We start from the raw sequence: 16093 nt of genomic DNA, 5'->3' as shown, positions 1-16093 counted from the left end.
TTTATCGGCAAGCACCGTCGGGGGAAGCTTTTCAGCCCAGTTCGATGGCCATGGCGGTCGCCTCCCCGCCGCCGATGCACAGGCTCGCCACCCCTCGCCGCAGGCCCCGCGCCTGCAGGGCATGGATCAGGGTGACCAGGATGCGGGCACCGCTCGCCCCCAGGGGATGGCCCAGGGCGCAGGCGCCTCCGTTCACGTTCAGCTTGTGATGGGGGATCTGGCACCCCGCCATGGCCAGCATGCTCACCATGGCAAAGGCCTCGTTCACCTCGAACAGATCCACCTCCTCCACCGACCAGCCCACCCGGGCCAGCAGCTTGTCGATGGCCCCCACGGGGGCGCTGGTAAACTCCGCCGGCAGGGCGGCATGGCTCTGGTAGCCCACCACCCTGGCCAGCACGGGCAAGCCCAGGCGCTCGGCGGTCTCGGCCCGCATCAGCACCAGTGCCGCCGCCCCGTCCGAGATGGAGCTGGCATTGGCCGCCGTGATGGTGCCCGTCTTGCTGAAGGCAGGTTTCAGGGTCGGTATCTTGTCGGGCCTGGCCTTGCCCGGTTGCTCGTCGTCGGCCAGCAGCAGGATGTCCCCGACCATCACGGGCGCCAGCTCGGCCCCGAAGGCGCCGCACTGCTGCGCCGCCAGGGCCCGCTCCAGGGAGGCGATGGCGAAGGAATCCATGTCGGCCCGGGTCAGCCCGGCCCTGTCCGCGCTCAGCTGGGCGTAGTGGCCCATCAGGTGGCCCTCGTAGGCATCCTGCAAGCCGTCGAGGAACATGTGATCCAGCACGCTCTGATGGCCCATGCGAAAACCGCTGCGCGCCTTGTCCAGCAGATAGGGGGCCCGGCTCATGCTCTCCATGCCGCCCGCCACCACCACATCCATCTCCCCCAGCCGCAGCCCGTCTGCCGCCAGCATCACCGCCTTCATGCCGGAGCCGCACACCTTGTTGATGGTGGTGCAGGGCACCCTGTCCGGCAGCCCGGCCTTGAGTGCCGCCTGGCGGGCCGGTGCCTGCCCGACCCCGGCGCTCAGCACATTGCCCAGATAGACCTCATCGACCCGGGCTGGGTCTATTCCGGTCGCCGCCAGGGCGGCGCGGATGGCGCAGGCGCCGAGCTCGGGTGCACTCAAGGCGCTCAAGGCCCCCTGAAAGGCCCCCATGGGGGTACGTTTGGCCGCCACAATCACTATATCCATCAATCGCACTCTCCTGGTTACATTGGGATAACATATGCCGCCGCCGTCCCCGGAACAAGACTTGCGGGGAAGTTGACGTTTGGGTAAGGTGCCAGCCTGCATTGACAACCAGATGACAGCCAAGACAGCCCTATGACCAAATCCAAGGATGACGCCCGGACCTTCAGCATCAGCGAGCTGGCCCGTGAATTCGATGTGACCACCCGCAGTATCCGCTTCTACGAGGATCAGGGCCTGCTGAACCCGACGCGCCAGGGACAGACCCGGATCTACAGCCGCCAGGACAGGGTGCGCCTCAAGCTGACCCTGCGTGGCAAACGGCTGGGCTTCAGCCTCGCGGACATCCGGGAGCTGTTCGATCTCTATGACGCGGACAAGAGCAGCCGCTCCCAGTTGCAGACCATGCTGGGGCTGGTGGCCGACAAGCGGGAGACGCTGCAGCAGCAGCTGGAAGACATCCAGATGGTCTTGCTGGAGCTGGAGGCGGCCGAGCAGCGCTGCCGGCAGGCGCTGGGTCAGCTGACTCCCTGAGTCGGCAAGGAAGGGACGACCATTCCGCTCCGAGGCAAATAAAAAGAGGGAGGCTTGCGCCTCCCTCTTGTCATTCATGGCAGTGGGCCTGGTCTCAGGCTTCCTTGCTCCAGCGGTTCGGATCGTAATCCGGGCTGTAGCGATCGACGATGATGGCGCAAGCCGCATCGCCGGTGATGTTGAGGGCGGTACGGATCATGTCGAACAGGCGATCCAGCGCGAACAACAGCGGCAACCCCTCGATGGGAATGCCGGCCGCCAGCAGCACGGCCACCACCAGGAAGCTCGGGCCCGGCACGCCGGCCTGACCGATGGCACCCAGGGTCGAGGTGACTATGATGGCCGCCCAGGCGCCCATGGTGAGATCGATGTTGTAGACCTGGGCGAAGAAGATGGCCACCAGACCGTAATAGATGGCGTTGCCGCTCATGTTGATGGTGGCACCCAGCGGCAGCACGAAGGAGGCGGTGGCGTTGGTCACCTTCAGATCGTGCTCGCAGGTCTCCATGTTGACCGGCAGGGTCGCCATGGACGAGGCGGTGGAGAAGGCCACGATCTGCGGCTTCTTCATCGCCGAGAAGTACTTGCGTACCGGCGTGTTGGAGAAGAAGGCGATCAGCATCGGGTAGACCACGAAGCCGAAGATGAGGATGGCGGCGACATAGACCACGAACAGCTTGAGCACCAGGGCCAGCACGTCGAAGCCATAGGTGCCGATGGCATCGGCCATCAGGCCGAAGACCCCGATGGGGGCTATCAGCATCACCTTGTTGATCATCCAGACGAAGGCGTCCACCAAGGTGTTGAGGCCATCCACCAGCGGCTTGGCGCGCTCGCGGGGCTGCTTGGCCAGGGCGATGCCGAGGAACATGCAGAACACCAGGATCTGCAGTATGTTCGCCTCGTTCAGGGCACTGAACACATTGGTCGGGATCATCCCAAGCAGGGTAGCCACGGCATCAGGCAGGGCGCCCTTGTCGGCGTAGTCACCGGAGAACATGGCGGCCGTGGAGCCGAAATCGACCCCGACACCGGGCTTGAAGACTTGACCCATCACCAGCGCCAGCAGCACCGCCAGGGCGGAGGTACCGAGGAAGAAGGCGAGCGTGGTCACTCCTATCTTGCCCGCGGCCGGGCTGGCCCCCAGATTGGCGGCCCCGGACAGGATGGCGACCGCCACCAGCGGGATCACCAGCATCTTGATCAGCTGGATGAAGAGCGTACCCAGGGGAGCGAAGACGGTCGCCTGCTCACCCATGAGGGCACCCACCAGCGCCCCCAGGATCATGGCGACCACGACCTGGAAGCCGATATTTTTAATTAATCCTTTTGTCAACACAGAATGTTCCTTTATTAAGCAATTACTCACACTTTTGCAGCGTAAATGACCACCCAGAGCGTCAAATCCTCTCCATTGCTCTGGCGGCGCGCTTTATCTCATATTTATTGCCCGTTTAACATCGGGATCCCTGAACGAAACGAATTTTTATGGTTTTTCACAAAGTTGAGACCCACAAGAAACTCACCGTTTTTTCCCTGTTTCACCATGACAATGGCCAAAATAATGTGCTACTTTGGCTCTGCAAACGTGCATACAGGGAAGAAAAGATGCTGAAAGTTAACGAATATTTTGACGGAAATGTTAAATCTATCGGTTTCGAGCAAAAAGGCGAGAAAGCCACGGTCGGCGTGATGGAAGCGGGCGAGTACCAGTTCAACACCGCCGCCCCGGAGCGGATGACGGTGGTCAAGGGTGTCCTTCGTATCCAGCTGGCCGATGAAGACGAATGGCACAGCTACCATCAGGGCGAGTCCTTCGACGTGGCCGGTCACTCCTCCTTCAAGCTGGAAGTGAAGACAGCCACCGCCTACCTGTGCGAGTTCCTCGACTGATAGCCCCGCAGGGGTGCCATGAGCTGCCGTTCCGCTCCTCCTGGCGCCCCTGATCCCCCTGTTTTATCCCATTTCCACACCGCCATCACAGGCTGTCGCTTCCCCCCTTTTCATCGACTACAAAAAATTTACAATGTTTAGACGAAATCCATAATCGGAGTACGTCATGATCAGTGTCTTCGACCTGTTTTCCATCGGGATTGGTCCCTCCTCCTCCCACACAGTGGGGCCGATGCGGGCAGCCTGCGCCTTCGTGCACACCCTCAAGCAGAGCGCACTCCTCTCCCGCACCGGGCGCGTCGTGGTCGAGTGCTACGGCTCCCTCGGCCAGACCGGCAAGGGTCATGGCACCGGCAAGGCCATCATCCTGGGGCTGGCGGGGTTCGAACCCGAATCCGTGGACATCGAGGCCATCCCCGCCTTCCTCGCTCAGGTGGAGCACAGCCAGACCCTGCGTCTGGGGGGGGAGCAACCGAGCGAGTTCCCCCGCGTCGGCGCCATCCTCTTCAATCGGCGCAAGACCCTGCCTGCCCACTCCAACGGCATGACGCTGCGCGCCTATGAGGGCGACACCCTGCTGTTCGAGCAGACCTACTACTCCATCGGGGGCGGCTTCATCATAGAGGAGAGCCACTTCGCCAACGCCCGGGAAGAGGCCGCCCGCTTCGATACCGCCCACCCCGTCCCTTACCCCTTCGAGAGCGGGGCCCAGCTGCTGGCCCACTGCCAGGAGAGCGGCCTCTCCATCTCGGGGCTGATGCTGGCCAATGAGAAGGTGTTTCGCAGCGAAGCCGAGATAAAGGCGGGCCTGCGCAAGATCTGGCAGGCGATGCAGGGCTGTGTCGAGCGCGGTTGCAGGAGCGAGGGGGTGTTGCCGGGGGGGCTCAAGGTGAAGCGCCGCGCCCCGGCCCTCTATCGCCAGCTCTGCGGCGAGACCAACTTCAACAAGGATCCCCTGATGGTGATGGAGTGGGTGGACCTGTTTGCCCTGGCCGTCAACGAGGAGAATGCCGCCGGTGGCCGGGTGGTGACCGCCCCCACCAACGGCGCCGCCGGCATCATCCCCGCCGTGCTGCACTATTACGATCGCTTCGTGCGCAAGGTGGATGACGAGCTGCTGATGCAGTACTTCCTCACCGCCGCCGCTATCGGCATCTTGTACAAGAAGAACGCCTCCCTGTCGGGGGCCGAGGTGGGTTGTCAGGGAGAAGTGGGGGTCGCCTGCTCCATGGCCGCCGGCGCCCTGGCCGAGCTGCTGGGCGGCAGCCCGGCCGTGGTCGAGAACGCCGCAGAGATCGGCATGGAGCACAACTTAGGTTTGACCTGCGATCCCATCGGCGGCCTGGTGCAGGTGCCCTGCATAGAGCGCAACGCCATGGGAGCGGTCAAGGCGATCAACGCCGCCCGCCTCGCCCTGCGTGGCACAGGCGAGCACAAGGTGTCGCTGGACAAGGTGATCAGGACCATGTGGGAAACCGGCAACGACATGAAGACCAAGTACAAGGAGACAGCCCGCGGTGGCCTCGCCGTCAACATCACCGAATGTTAAGCCTGGGTAAAAACGATCTCAGATGACCCTCAGATACCCGGCCTGGCCGGGTATTTTTTCGCAAAACGTTTGCCTTGCACTTAACAAAATGGATAACCATCAAAATAAATTTTATACTCGCGCCGTCAATTCAACAAAAATAGATCTATTTCAACTTTTTTTAGGCAGGAAGCCGTTACACTGCGGTTATCTGGTTTCCCGGCCTTTGTGACGACAGACCCGTCCCATGGATCACCCTTTCTGCGAGCGGGCATGGCGCCCCCTTCTACCCTGAGGTAATTGTTACATGATCAGCGTTTTTGATATCTTCAAAATCGGTGTTGGCCCCTCCTCTTCCCACACTGTCGGCCCGATGAAAGCTGCCAAACAGTTCGTGGATGATCTGCGTGCTAGCGGCAAGATCCGTGACATCACCCGGATCCAGGTTGACGTCTATGGCTCCCTCTCCTGGACCGGAAAAGGCCACCACACCGACACCGCCATCATCATGGGGCTGGCGGGTAACCTGCCGGAAAATGTCGACATCGACGGCATTCCTGAATTCATCTCCCGGGTCGAGCAGACCGGTCGCCTGCCCATCGGCCTGCACTGCCACACCGTCAGCTTCCCGAAAGGCGCCATGGTGTTCCATGACGAGGCCCTGCCCCTGCACGAGAACGGCATGAAGCTGACCGCCTTCATCGAAGACGAGGCCATCTACAGCAAGACCTATTACTCCATCGGCGGCGGCTTCATCGTCGACGAAGAGAACTTCGGCAAGGCCGACAGCGGCGACATGACCGTCAACTACCCCTTCAAGAGCGCCGCCGAGCTGCTCGCCCACTGCGGCCAGACCGGTCTCTCCATCTCCGCCCTGATGCTGGAGAACGAGAAGTGCTTCAACACCCCGGAAGAGATCTACAAGAAGCTCGGCAAGATCTGGACCACCATGCGTGAAGGGATAGAGCGCGGCTGCCGCACCGAGGGTGTCCTGGCCGGCCCGCTGCGGGTGCCGCGCCGTGCCGCTCCCCTCTACCGTCAGCTGACCACCAACGAGCATCTCTCCAACGACCCCATGAGCATCGTCGACTGGGTCAACATGTTCGCCCTGGCGGTGAGTGAAGAGAACGCCGCCGGTGGCCGCGTCGTCACCGCTCCGACCAACGGCGCCGCGGGCATCATCCCGGCCGTGCTGGCCTACTACGACAAGTTCATCCAGCCGGTCGGCCGCGACGAATACACCCGCTTCTACCTGGCCGCCGCCGCCGTCGGCATGCTCTACAAGATGAACGCTTCCATCTCGGGTGCCGAAGTCGGTTGCCAGGGTGAGGTAGGTGTCTCCTGCTCCATGGCCGCCGCCGGCCTGACCGAACTCATGGGCGGCAGCCCGGAGCAGGTGTGTGAAGCGGCCGAGATCGGCATGGAGCACAACCTGGGTCTGACCTGCGATCCGGTCGCCGGCCAGGTACAGGTGCCCTGCATCGAGCGCAACGCCATCGCCGCCATGAAGGCGGTCAACGCCTCCCGCATGGCCCTGCGTCGCACCTCCAAGCCCCGTGTCTCCCTGGACAAGGTGATCGAGACCATGTACATCACCGGCAAGGACATGGACTCCAAGTACCGTGAGACCTCCCGCGGTGGCCTGGCCATCAAGGTGATGCAGGTTGCCTGCGAATAAGCGGCAGACAGCAGATGCAAACAAGGCGGGAGAGATTCCCGCCTTTTTTTGTCTGTGAATTTTCTCAAGGGCAGACGCACTGGCATGAAGAATAAAAAAAGAAGCGGGCAATTCATTCGGATGGGATCGGCTCATCCGTCAGGATGTCATAGCTTGAAGGGATGATTTTGCTATCTTGTTCGGCGACCTGCCCCGCCATCCTGTTTCGCTCCTTTCCCGCTCTGACTCCGTTTTTATTCCGTTTTTCTTCCGCTTTTATTCCACTTTTATTCCACTTTTATTCCACTTTTATTCCACTATCCGATCCGCCAGGGTGCCGACCGCCACCACGAAATAGGGGGAGCGGTTCCAGTGGCGCAGCACCCGATAATTGTCATAGGCAAGATAACTGCGGCCATGGACGTCATCGGGCCGAATGAGGGAGGCCTGCATGTCGGCGTTGGGCAGCGGCGAGCCATCCAGTTGCCGCACCCCGAGGGCTTGCCAGGCCGACAGCGGCTTGCGCTGCTCCAGCCCGAACAGGGCAGGATTGAGGGCCTCAGGCACCCTCACCCGCCGGCCCCAGGTCTGATCCTCGCGCCAACCGTTCTGGTGCAGATAATTGGCTGCCGATCCAAACACATCCGCGAGATTGCCCCACAGATCCTTCCTGCCATCCCCGTCCTGATCGACCGCGTATTTGAGGAAGGACGAGGGCATGAACTGCACCTGTCCCATGGCACCCGCCCAGGAGCCCTTGAAGGCGGCGGGGCTCACGTGCCCCTGCTCTATGATGCGCAGGGCATCGAACAGCTGCTCCTTGAAGAAGGCTTCCCGTCGCCCTTCCCAGGCCAGGGTCGCAAGGGAGGAGATCAGCGGGAAATTACCGGTGAGTTTGCCGAAATTGGTTTCTATGCCCCACAAGGCGACAATAAAACGGGGCTGCACCCCATATTCATCACCTATTTTCGTGAGCAGCGGCAGATGCTGGCGATATAAGGCCCGGGCTTGCTTGACTTTCCATTGGGGCACGGCGCGGGGAATATAGGAATCCAGGGTCAGTTTGAATTCCGGCTGATTTTTGTCGTGCTTGATGGCCGCCTCTATGAGGCGAATATCGGCAAAGGCGGCCGTTACCGTCGCAGGCTGGATGCCGGCCGCCAAAGCCTGCTGTTTGAGACTCGTCACATAATGGTCAAAATCGACGCCAGCCTGCAGGGGCGCACTTAATAGTGCGCTCAACAATAACAGTGCCAGCCGACCCTGCATCAGCGGGTGCCCTTTATTTGTGCCTTGTGCTGCTCCAGCAGATTTTCCGGTGGCGGGGGCACCTGCAGGTAGAAGCCCTGGCTCTGCAAGGCCGCCATCACCCGCTCGGTGGAGGCGATCCCCAGGGGCTTGGCCGGGTCCAGCTTGGTCATCAAGACCAGCTCGGGGCGTCCGAAGGTACTCATCAGTGCCTCTGGCACACGGGAAAAGTCCTCTCTTCTTTCAATAAAGAGATAGGTCTCGGCTTTTTTGCGACTTTTATAGACTGCACACAACATGGAAATTGATATAATCCGACGGGTTCATTGCCTCTGGTGGTGGCAAACTATAACATCAGGAATTGAATAACAATAACGTATTACCGTCTCGGTTCGGGGAAGATTCATGGTTGAACGCGATAACGAATTGAAAGGGACCACCTTCACTATTTCTGTGTTGCATCTCAGCGATGGCAATCCGGACCGGATCCGACAACTGCTGGAGGCCAAGGTCGCGCAGGCTCCCCAGTTTTTTAATTGTGCCCCCCTCGTCCTCAATGTGGAGCGCCTCAGCGAGATCCCCGATTTCGAGCAGCTCAGGGAGCTGGTCGAGTCGGAAGATTTCGTGCTGGTCGGCATCACGGGGGCGCGGGATGAGGTGATGAAGACGGCGGCCAAGGCGGCCGGGCTGGCCGTCATGGTGTCGGGCAAGAGCCGCAAGGCCGACCCCGAGCCTGTGGCGCCAGCGCCTGAACCCGTTGAGGTGGCACCGGTCGCCCCGGTTCAGGCTCCCCTGGAACCGAGCAAGGTCCACGTCGGGCCGGTGCGCTCCGGCCAGCAGATCTATGCTGCCGGCACTTCGCTAGTGGTGCTGGGCTCGGTCAGTCCTGGCGCCGAAGTCATCGCCGACGACAGCATCCATATTTATGGCGCCCTGCGTGGCCGAGCCATCGCGGGGGCCAAGGGCAATCCCCTTGCCCGCATTTACTGCCAGCAATTGCAGGCCGAGCTGCTCTCCATCGCGGGCACCTTCCAGCTCAGCGACGCACTGCCGGCAGGCCTGATACAAGAGCCAGTCCATATCCGGCTGGACAACGAACAACTCCGAATAGACCGCATCAAATAGAGTTACAAGGAAGCGAGAATGGCGCGAATCATAGTCGTTACATCGGGCAAAGGTGGCGTTGGCAAGACCACAACCAGCGCGGCCCTGAGCACCGGCTTGGCCCAGCGTGGCCACAAGACAGTGGTCATCGATTTTGACATTGGCCTGCGAAACCTGGATCTCATCATGGGCTGCGAGCGGCGCGTGGTGTATGACTTCGTCAACGTGATCAACGGTGAGGCCAACCTCAACCAGGCCCTCATCAAGGACAAGCGATCGGAAAACCTCTTCATTCTGCCCGCCTCCCAGACCCGGGACAAGGACGCCCTGACCCGTGAAGGGGTCGAGAAGATCCTGGATCAGCTGGCGGAGATGAAGTTTGACTACATCGTCTGCGACTCCCCTGCCGGCATCGAGTCTGGCGCCCTGATGGCGCTCTACTTCGCCGACGAGGCCATCGTCACCACCAACCCGGAAGTCTCTTCCGTGCGTGACTCCGACCGCATCCTCGGCATCCTGGCCTCCAAGTCCCGTCGCGCCGAGCGCGGGGAAGACCCCATCAAGGAGCACCTGTTGCTGACCCGCTACTGCCCGACCCGCGTCAGCCGTGGCGACATGCTGAGCGTGCAGGATGTGCAGGAGATCCTGGCCATCAAACTGCTCGGGGTGATCCCGGAGTCCCAGGCGGTGCTGCGCGCCTCCAACTCGGGGGAGCCGGTCATTCTGGACAAGGAGTCCGATGCCGGTCAGGCCTATGAGGACGCCGTCGCACGCCTGCTGGGCGATACCAAGGATTTTCGTTTTCTGGAAGAAGAGAAGAAGGGCTTCTTTAGCCGACTGTTCGGGAGTTAAACATGTCATTATTGGATTATTTTCGTTCCAACAAGAAACAGAACACCGCACAACTGGCCAAAGAGCGGTTGCAGATCATCGTTGCTCACGAGCGTTCATCCAGAGGGGGGCCGGATTACCTGCCCCAGCTCAAGCAGGATATCCTCGACGTGATCCGTAAATATGTGCAGATCGATCCGGACAAGATCACCGTCCAGCTCGATCAGAAGAGTGACGAGCTGTCGGTGCTGGAGCTCAACATCACCTTCGCCGACGACCAGAAGAAGGGATGAGCTGACGCCCCATGCGTGACCCTTTTCCCCAGTGAAGACCGGATCCTTTGTCAGGATCCGGTTTTTTATTGCCTGGCGCAGAGGCATCTCGCCAAGGCGTGCGGGGCCAGCTAGAATATTGCCCGCCCCCTCGGCCCTGCCGACGGGACTTATCCCCTCTCATCTGGAACACAGCTCTTATGCCTTTGAATGACGAAATGCACAGCGTCGAGGAACTGCTCGATACCGCCCTCGAACTCTTCATGGAGCTGGCCTCGGACAACCTGCCCGAGCAGGAGATAGCCCTGTTCAACCAGGCGTTCAACGACCGCGGTCTGCTGGCGGAGACCGACCCCGCCGATGACTGGGAAGCGGACGTGGGGTTTGCCGTGAGCGATGCCGAGTACGCCGAGATCTGGGTTGGCCTTGGCAATGCCGAGCAGGAGTATGAGCACCTGTTCGCCCGCATGTTGCTCTCCCGCCGTGTCGACGAGAAGTTCTGCCACATCGAATGGCTGCCCCAATAATTCCGGATCCCGACGATCCCGGTCACTATGAGTGGGACTCAGAGCCTGAGCCCGTGAGACCGACGCGCTGGCGCCGCCTGCTGGGCTGGCTCGGCAAACTGCTGCTGGCGGCGCTGGTCAGCTCCATCGTCTCGGTGGCGCTGCTGCGCTTCATCGATCCTCCCATGTGGACCTGGCGCCTCGAGCGGGCGCTGTTTCCGCCCGCCAAGGTGGCCGAGGTCAAGCACGACTGGGTGCCGCTCGAGCGCATTTCACGGGAGTTGCAGCTGGCGGTGATCGCCGCCGAGGATCAGCGCTTCGCCGATCACAACGGCTTCGACATGGAGGCCATCAGCTCGGCCCTCAAGCACAACCAGCAGAGCCGGCGGGTGCGCGGCGCCAGTACCCTGAGCCAGCAGACGGCGAAGAACCTCTTCATGTGGAGCGATCGCAGCTTCCTGCGCAAGGGGATAGAGGCCTGGTTCACCCTGCTGATGGAGCTGGGCTGGGACAAGTCCCGCATCCTCGAGGTGTACCTGAACATAGTGGAGTTCGGGCCCGGCATCTATGGCGCCGAGGCCGCCGCCAGGCACTACTTCGGCAAACCGGCGGCGCGCCTGACCCGTTACGAGGCCTCCTTGCTGGCCGCCGCCCTGCCCAATCCCTGGCGCTACCGGGTCAAGCCCCCCTCTCCCTATGTGCAGCAGCGCTCGGCCTGGATCCGCCGTCAGATGGGACAACTCGGTCAGATCACCCTGAACCGGGTACACGAGGCCGATTAGGTTCGTCGACGGGATCGGAGGCCGGCCCCAGATGGCCGCCAACGACCTCCCGGTGCAGCGGCAGATAGTGCCACCACCAGGTCTCCCGTCGCCGCTTGATCTGCCGCCTGTGCTGTCGTCGCTTCATGCTGCCCACATGCCTCTTGATGCCGCCCGATGGCGGCGGCTCTGTTAACCTTATCCCCTGTTTCGGCCATTTGACAGCACGGGATTGCCAGCCTCACGCGCTGGCCGCCATCCCCAATAATTGGTAAAGTGGCGAACCTGGACGTATCTGGAGTGATTTCATGGAACAACGTAGCCCGGATCAGCTGGTCGAGTGGGCCTATGATCAGTTTCTGGAGCAGGCCGCCGACATGCTGGCCCCCGAACAAATCGTCGACATCACCCTCGAATTCGAGCAGCGTGGCGCCGTCGAGGCGACCCTGCCCAACGCCGACTGGTCGACCGAGCTCGGCGTGCCGGTCGACATGGAGCGTTGGGCCGAGGTGTGGGTCGGCTTGCTGGATCATCAGGAGGAATTCGAGGTGATCTACGCCACCTTCCTGCTGCCGCGGGATCAGAGCGAACACGAGGTCCATGTTCGCTGGCACCGCCAGCAACAGGCATAAGAAAAGGCGCCCCTGGCGCCTTTTTCGTCTCTGCGGTGCATCCCTTCAGGGGCGAGCCGCGATGGCCTTGGCCAGACAGCGGCGGCACCAGCAGGCGCTCGCCTCGCTCATGGGCAGCGCGGGCAGCTGGCTGCACCAGCAACGCGCTATGGGTTCACCGGCGGAGACGGCGCAAAACGCCGGCTCGCCGCATCCCGGGCACTGGTGGGTGCGGCGCGTGCCATCCAGCTCGGCCATGCGGGCCAGCTGGGCCTCGCTGTCCATGGCGGACCACTGGCCTATCTCGGTCAGGGTGCGGCCGCAACCGAGACAGAGCCCGTCCTTGGCCCGGCAGTCGCCGATGCAGGGACTCGGCACCTTATTCGCCGTCCTGCGCCGAGCCGGTCTGTGCGGCGACCAGGGTGATGCAGTTGTCTTCGATGACGATCTTGCCCTGCTTGTAGAGCCCGCCGATGGCCTTCTTGAAGGTGCCCTTGCTCATGTTGAACATCTTGTAGATGAGCTCGGGTTCGCTCTTGTCCCCCACCGCCAGGCTGCCGCCCTGCTTCTGCAGGCGGGTGAGAATACGGCCGCCGGCATCATCCATCCGATCCTGCCCCGGTTTTTGCAGAGTCAGATCCAGCTTGCCATCCTCACGGACCTGCTTGACCCAGGCGGTCAGCGGTCGGCCCGTCATCAGGCGGCCGAACACCTCGTTCTTGAACAGCATGCCGGAGTACTGGCCATTGACCACGGCCTTGATGCCGAGGGGGGTATGTTCCCCCGGCAGCGCAGTCACCTCGTCACCGGCCTTGAAGGGGGGATCGACGCGCAGGAAGCGCTCCAGGCGGCTGGTGCCCACCATGCGCCCCTCGTTGTCCAGCATCAGGTGCACCAGGTAAACATGGCCCACCTGCATCGGCTTGTTCTGCTCGCGGCTTGGCACGAACAGATCCTTTTTCATGCCCCAGTCGAGGAAGGCACCGATCTTGTTGGCGTTGACCACCTTGAGGCCGACGATGTCACCCACCATGGCAAAGGGCTTGTCGGTGGTGATCACCGGCTCGCAATCCGCGTCCAGATAGAGAAAGACGGACACCTCGCCATCTTCGGCGACGCCTTCCGGCAGCTGACGCCTGGGCAACAGCAGCTCGCCATATTCCCCCGCGGCCAGCCAGGCGCCTCTGTCTTCGAGCTCAACGACGGTGAGGGTGTTCATCTTGCCAATCTGTAACATGGTGATCTCTTCTTTCAATATCCGGATGGGCCTGCAGTTCATGGCCCGTAATAGTGCGCATCGCCCCTGTCGCCGGCTGAGGGAGGACAAGGGCTCAGGTTTTTCATGCAGGCGCGCATGTTACCCCAGAGCCGTGACAGGACCTAGTCCCTTGCCCGCTCCCGCGCAGGATTTTCACTTCCGGGCGCCCCAGTACTGGCGATAATAGCAGCACTCGGTCGCCCCTTGGCTGCAAATAACCCCACTTTTAGGTAGACTTCGCGGCCGTCCAATCCAGAGGAAGCGTCGATGAACCCAGCCACTCGTACCCGTCAACTCAATCAATGGATCCAGAGCCACAGCCAGCAGGACATGAGTTACCCGGCCCTGCACGGCTTCCTCTGCGCCCGCCTGACGGGGCCGACCGCTCCTGACTGGCAAGATCCGCTGGCCGGTCTGCTGCCCCATGACACAACCCTGGACGAGAAGAGTGCCGAGGCGCTGCATCACCTGATCGCCGAGCTGGAGGCCCAGGCCGACGACGCCCAGCTGGCCCTGCCGAGCCAGCGCCGCCTCTCTAGCGAGACCCCGGAGCAGGTCTTCGAGCAGAGCCACCCCCTCGGTCAGTGGAGCTACGGCTTCAGTCAGGGGGTGGCCCGCTGGCCCACGCCGACGGATCTGAACGATCCCGCCACCCGCTACCGCTTCAGCCTGGTGGCCGAGCTCTGCCTGTTCCGTGACAGACCCATGGCCCAGATGCTGCACCAGGCCGCGGCCAGCGAGCTGCCCTTCCTCGATTTTTGCAAGCGGCAGCGCCAGCAGATGAAGACGGCCCTCAACCTCCTGCTGACCCTGGATCAGGATGGGGCGCAGCATGAAGAAGAACCGCTTCTCGACAACGAACAGACCCGCCAGTGGCAGCAGTGGTTCGAGCAGGCGGCGCAGTGCCGCGATCCCCTCGCCCGTCTCTCCTGGTTTGACCGCATCATTGCCGATGCCAGCGCCCTGTTCGACGAGGCCTTCTGGCAGCAGCACGCAGGCCGCGGCTGGCGCGCCCCCGAGGCCCGCCCCCTGATCGCGGCCCAGGCGGGCCGGGCCGATTGCCTGCTGCGACTGGGGCAGCAGGAGCAGGCGCGCCACGCATACCTGGCCCTGCTCGAGCTTTGTCAGGCCGACGAGCCCGGTTGTCGTCATCCCCTCTCCAGCCTCTATGCCTGGCAAGGGGATTGGGCCGCCCTGCAGGGCCTGCTGGTGCGCTTCAATGAAGCCTCCTGCTGGCTGCGCTACAACAAGGCGCTGATGGTGTTTGCCACCCAAGGCGAGCAGGCGGCGCAGCCCCATCTGGCCGCCGCCCTTGACGCCAACCCCCATGTGCCCGCCACCCTGCTGGGTCAGCGCAGACTGCCCAAGCAGGAGCCCCGTCACTGGCAGGGGGGAAGTCGCGACGAGGCCGCGCTCTATGCGCTCCAGAGTCGCGAGGCCTGGCTTGCTCATAATGCCTTGATCTGGCTGCGTAAAAGTGTAAACAACAAGGCCAGTTGAGACCCTGGCTGCCGGATCCGTGACGCAACACGTGCGCAAACGCACATTTTTCTGGTGCCCGTTCAGACAAATGCCCTTGTGTTACGTATCATCAAGGTCAAAGTATCAAGAGAAACTGCACCCGATGCAGCCGCCACAGCAGGATGTCATATGTCGAAGATCATAGAGCTGCTCGCGCACTATCCCCCCTATCAGCTGGTCCATGCCGCTGAAATGGTGCGCGATACCTTTGAACAGTTTTACCAGCAGCGGTACCAGCTGACGGTGCCTCAATGGCGCCTGATGATGGTGCTTGGCCCCCACTACCCCATCAGCCAGAAAGAGCTGGTGGAGGCAAGCGGGATGGACAAGGTGCGGATCTCCCGCGAGATCCACCGTCTGGTGGAGAAGGGCATCCTGTTCACCGAGAGCAGCGCCCAGGACAAGCGCATCAGTCTGGTCTCCTTCACCCCGGCGGGGCTCACCCTGTTCCAGCAGCTCAAGACCGAAGCGGGCAGCTGGCAGCACACCCTCACCGACTATCTGCCCGCCGAGGCACGCCAGAGCATACGGCTGCACCTGCAAAGCGTGAGCGACGCCATCGAACAACTCCACCTGCTGGACAGCGAGCAACAATCATGACACTCACCCGCTTTGCCACCATGGACGTCAACATGCTGCTGAGCCTGGTCAACATGCAGCTGCGTGATCATTACGCTGATCTGGACGATCTCTGCCGGGCGCAGGATCTCGACAAGGAGGCCCTGATCGCGCGGCTGGCCGGCGGCGATTTCCACTACCAACCTGATCAAAAGCAGTTCAGATAGGGATCCGGATCACAAGCTGTCTCGTGGCGCTGGCCGTGGCGGCAAAAACTGCTAAGGTGAGAGGCAACCGCGCTGGACCATGAGCCTGAGGTATGGATACATCAGGCTGTCACAGAGGGCGGTTAGCCTTAATTTGCTCACCATCAGCCAAGGACGACACCATGATCCTGACCCGACAGACCAGCCTGATCATCATCAGCGCCCTCTTCACGATCAGCCTCTTCTCCCCCCATCTGCCCCAGAGTACCGAGCAGTGGCTCAGCAGCCTGCTGCTGGGATCCCTGGTGGTGGTCTGCCTGCTGGTCGGCAGCGGCTGTCGCCGCTTCATCTGGGATTGAATTGAAGAGTGGCGCCCACCCTCTGAAAACAACAACGCAGCCATCGGGCTGCGT

The 16093-nt window shown here is 61.9% G+C and carries 20 protein-coding genes; 14 read left to right on the top strand and 6 right to left on the bottom strand.

Features of this window, described 5'->3' with window-relative positions; all coding sequences use genetic code 11:
- Positions 1-31: 31 nt before the first annotated feature.
- A complete protein-coding gene (locus tag HB860_RS06100; RefSeq protein WP_247626041.1) occupies positions 32-1195 on the bottom strand; it encodes a thiolase family protein in 1164 nt (387 codons plus the stop codon).
- A 132-nt stretch (positions 1196-1327) separates the two neighbouring features.
- Here HB860_RS06100 and HB860_RS06095 point away from each other — a divergent pair, with 132 nt between their 5' ends.
- Complete coding sequence (locus tag HB860_RS06095) at positions 1328-1726, top strand: MerR family transcriptional regulator (RefSeq protein ID WP_005325128.1); 399 nt, start codon at positions 1328-1330, stop codon at positions 1724-1726.
- Positions 1727-1820: 94 nt separating this feature from the next.
- Here the strand turns inward: HB860_RS06095 and HB860_RS06090 are convergent, their stop codons facing one another.
- Positions 1821-3065 carry a dicarboxylate/amino acid:cation symporter gene (locus HB860_RS06090; protein ID WP_247626040.1) on the bottom strand — a complete coding sequence of 415 codons (1245 nt, stop codon included), beginning with the start codon at positions 3063-3065 and terminating at the stop codon, positions 1821-1823.
- 269 nt (positions 3066-3334) lie between these two features.
- On the opposite strand from HB860_RS06090, the gene HB860_RS06085 reads away from it, so the two are divergent.
- From HB860_RS06085 to HB860_RS06075, 3 genes are all read left to right on the top strand, one after another.
- A complete protein-coding gene (locus tag HB860_RS06085; RefSeq protein WP_162519273.1) occupies positions 3335-3619 on the top strand; it encodes a pyrimidine/purine nucleoside phosphorylase in 285 nt (94 codons plus the stop codon).
- A 166-nt stretch (positions 3620-3785) separates the two neighbouring features.
- A complete protein-coding gene (locus tag HB860_RS06080; protein ID WP_247626039.1) occupies positions 3786-5168 on the top strand; it encodes an L-serine ammonia-lyase in 1383 nt (460 codons plus the stop codon).
- 286 nt (positions 5169-5454) lie between these two features.
- On the top strand, positions 5455-6825 hold the full coding sequence (locus HB860_RS06075; RefSeq protein ID WP_139438351.1) for an L-serine ammonia-lyase: 1371 nt from the start codon (positions 5455-5457) through the stop codon (positions 6823-6825).
- A 288-nt stretch (positions 6826-7113) separates the two neighbouring features.
- On the opposite strand, the gene HB860_RS06070 is transcribed toward HB860_RS06075, so the two are convergent.
- Together HB860_RS06070 and HB860_RS06065 are read right to left on the bottom strand one after the other, a co-directional pair.
- On the bottom strand, positions 7114-8073 hold the full coding sequence (locus tag HB860_RS06070; RefSeq protein ID WP_247626038.1) for a lytic murein transglycosylase: 960 nt from the start codon (positions 8071-8073) through the stop codon (positions 7114-7116).
- Entirely contained in the window at positions 8073-8351 is a 279-nt protein-coding gene (locus tag HB860_RS06065) for a YcgL domain-containing protein (protein WP_139438357.1), read from the bottom strand. The genes HB860_RS06070 and HB860_RS06065 overlap by 1 nt, the downstream gene beginning before the upstream one ends.
- Positions 8352-8457: 106 nt before the next feature.
- Between HB860_RS06065 and minC the strand changes: the two genes are divergently transcribed.
- The 6 genes from minC to HB860_RS06035 all read left to right on the top strand — a co-directional run bounded on the left by minC (position 8458) and on the right by HB860_RS06035 (position 12158).
- Positions 8458-9177 carry a septum site-determining protein MinC gene (gene minC / locus HB860_RS06060; RefSeq protein ID WP_139438360.1) on the top strand — a complete coding sequence of 240 codons (720 nt, stop codon included), beginning with the start codon at positions 8458-8460 and terminating at the stop codon, positions 9175-9177.
- 18 nt (positions 9178-9195) lie between these two features.
- The gene (gene minD, locus HB860_RS06055; protein WP_005331693.1) at positions 9196-10008 is read left to right on the top strand and encodes a septum site-determining protein MinD; all 813 of its coding nucleotides are present in this window, start codon (positions 9196-9198) and stop codon (positions 10006-10008) included.
- Positions 10009-10010: 2 nt separating this feature from the next.
- Complete coding sequence (minE, locus tag HB860_RS06050; RefSeq protein WP_010674646.1) at positions 10011-10280, top strand: cell division topological specificity factor MinE; 270 nt, start codon at positions 10011-10013, stop codon at positions 10278-10280.
- Positions 10281-10459: 179 nt separating this feature from the next.
- Positions 10460-10786: an HI1450 family dsDNA-mimic protein gene (locus HB860_RS06045; RefSeq protein ID WP_202045519.1), complete on the top strand. Its 327-nt coding sequence runs from the start codon at positions 10460-10462 to the stop codon at positions 10784-10786.
- Positions 10787-10839: 53 nt separating this feature from the next.
- Complete coding sequence (gene mtgA / locus HB860_RS06040; protein WP_139438481.1) at positions 10840-11547, top strand: monofunctional biosynthetic peptidoglycan transglycosylase; 708 nt, start codon at positions 10840-10842, stop codon at positions 11545-11547.
- Between the two features lie 287 nt (positions 11548-11834).
- The gene (locus HB860_RS06035) at positions 11835-12158 is read left to right on the top strand and encodes an HI1450 family dsDNA-mimic protein (protein WP_005331685.1); all 324 of its coding nucleotides are present in this window, start codon (positions 11835-11837) and stop codon (positions 12156-12158) included.
- Positions 12159-12203: 45 nt separating this feature from the next.
- Here the strand turns inward: HB860_RS06035 and HB860_RS06030 are convergent, their stop codons facing one another.
- The gene (locus HB860_RS06030; RefSeq protein WP_139438362.1) at positions 12204-12515 is read right to left on the bottom strand and encodes a DUF1289 domain-containing protein; all 312 of its coding nucleotides are present in this window, start codon (positions 12513-12515) and stop codon (positions 12204-12206) included.
- 1 nt (position 12516) lies between these two features.
- Complete coding sequence (locus tag HB860_RS06025; protein WP_218409845.1) at positions 12517-13392, bottom strand: CvfB family protein; 876 nt, start codon at positions 13390-13392, stop codon at positions 12517-12519.
- Between the two features lie 270 nt (positions 13393-13662).
- On the opposite strand from HB860_RS06025, the gene HB860_RS06020 reads away from it, so the two are divergent.
- From HB860_RS06020 to HB860_RS06005, 4 genes are all read left to right on the top strand, one after another.
- On the top strand, positions 13663-14895 hold the full coding sequence (locus HB860_RS06020; RefSeq protein ID WP_247626037.1) for a UPF0149 family protein: 1233 nt from the start codon (positions 13663-13665) through the stop codon (positions 14893-14895).
- Between the two features lie 150 nt (positions 14896-15045).
- Positions 15046-15516 (top strand): MarR family winged helix-turn-helix transcriptional regulator, encoded by a 471-nt coding sequence (locus HB860_RS06015; RefSeq protein ID WP_005331665.1) that lies wholly within the window; start codon positions 15046-15048, stop codon positions 15514-15516.
- Positions 15513-15701 (top strand): DUF4250 domain-containing protein, encoded by a 189-nt coding sequence (locus tag HB860_RS06010; RefSeq protein ID WP_139438371.1) that lies wholly within the window; start codon positions 15513-15515, stop codon positions 15699-15701. Before HB860_RS06015 ends, HB860_RS06010 begins: the two co-directional genes overlap by 4 nt.
- A gap of 161 nt (positions 15702-15862) precedes the next feature.
- The gene (locus tag HB860_RS06005; protein ID WP_005331648.1) at positions 15863-16039 is read left to right on the top strand and encodes a hypothetical protein; all 177 of its coding nucleotides are present in this window, start codon (positions 15863-15865) and stop codon (positions 16037-16039) included.
- Positions 16040-16093 lie beyond the last annotated feature (54 nt).

Origin of the sequence: Aeromonas genomosp. paramedia (assembly GCF_023093515.1) — a bacterium.
Taxonomy (GTDB): domain Bacteria; phylum Pseudomonadota; class Gammaproteobacteria; order Enterobacterales; family Aeromonadaceae; genus Aeromonas.
This window is presented reverse-complemented; position numbering and strand designations above follow the sequence as displayed.

Bases quoted from the DNA above. Each gene is read 5' to 3' on its own strand.
- minC (WP_139438360.1), top strand. From the start codon at position 8,458: ATGGTTGAACGCGATAACGAATTGAAAGGGACCACCTTCACTATTTCT.
- HB860_RS06070 (WP_247626038.1), bottom strand. From the start codon at position 8,073: ATGCAGGGTCGGCTGGCACTGTTATTGTTGAGCGCACTATTAAGTGCG.
- minD (WP_005331693.1), top strand. From the start codon at position 9,196: ATGGCGCGAATCATAGTCGTTACATCGGGCAAAGGTGGCGTTGGCAAG.
- HB860_RS06065 (WP_139438357.1), bottom strand. From the start codon at position 8,351: ATGTTGTGTGCAGTCTATAAAAGTCGCAAAAAAGCCGAGACCTATCTC.
- minE (WP_010674646.1), top strand. From the start codon at position 10,011: ATGTCATTATTGGATTATTTTCGTTCCAACAAGAAACAGAACACCGCA.
- HB860_RS06085 (WP_162519273.1), top strand. From the start codon at position 3,335: ATGCTGAAAGTTAACGAATATTTTGACGGAAATGTTAAATCTATCGGT.
- HB860_RS06100 (WP_247626041.1), bottom strand. From the start codon at position 1,195: ATGGATATAGTGATTGTGGCGGCCAAACGTACCCCCATGGGGGCCTTT.
- HB860_RS06005 (WP_005331648.1), top strand. From the start codon at position 15,863: ATGATCCTGACCCGACAGACCAGCCTGATCATCATCAGCGCCCTCTTC.
- HB860_RS06010 (WP_139438371.1), top strand. From the start codon at position 15,513: ATGACACTCACCCGCTTTGCCACCATGGACGTCAACATGCTGCTGAGC.
- HB860_RS06095 (WP_005325128.1), top strand. From the start codon at position 1,328: ATGACCAAATCCAAGGATGACGCCCGGACCTTCAGCATCAGCGAGCTG.
- HB860_RS06080 (WP_247626039.1), top strand. From the start codon at position 3,786: ATGATCAGTGTCTTCGACCTGTTTTCCATCGGGATTGGTCCCTCCTCC.
- HB860_RS06075 (WP_139438351.1), top strand. From the start codon at position 5,455: ATGATCAGCGTTTTTGATATCTTCAAAATCGGTGTTGGCCCCTCCTCT.
- HB860_RS06015 (WP_005331665.1), top strand. From the start codon at position 15,046: ATGTCGAAGATCATAGAGCTGCTCGCGCACTATCCCCCCTATCAGCTG.
- HB860_RS06035 (WP_005331685.1), top strand. From the start codon at position 11,835: ATGGAACAACGTAGCCCGGATCAGCTGGTCGAGTGGGCCTATGATCAG.
- HB860_RS06020 (WP_247626037.1), top strand. From the start codon at position 13,663: ATGAACCCAGCCACTCGTACCCGTCAACTCAATCAATGGATCCAGAGC.
- HB860_RS06045 (WP_202045519.1), top strand. From the start codon at position 10,460: ATGCCTTTGAATGACGAAATGCACAGCGTCGAGGAACTGCTCGATACC.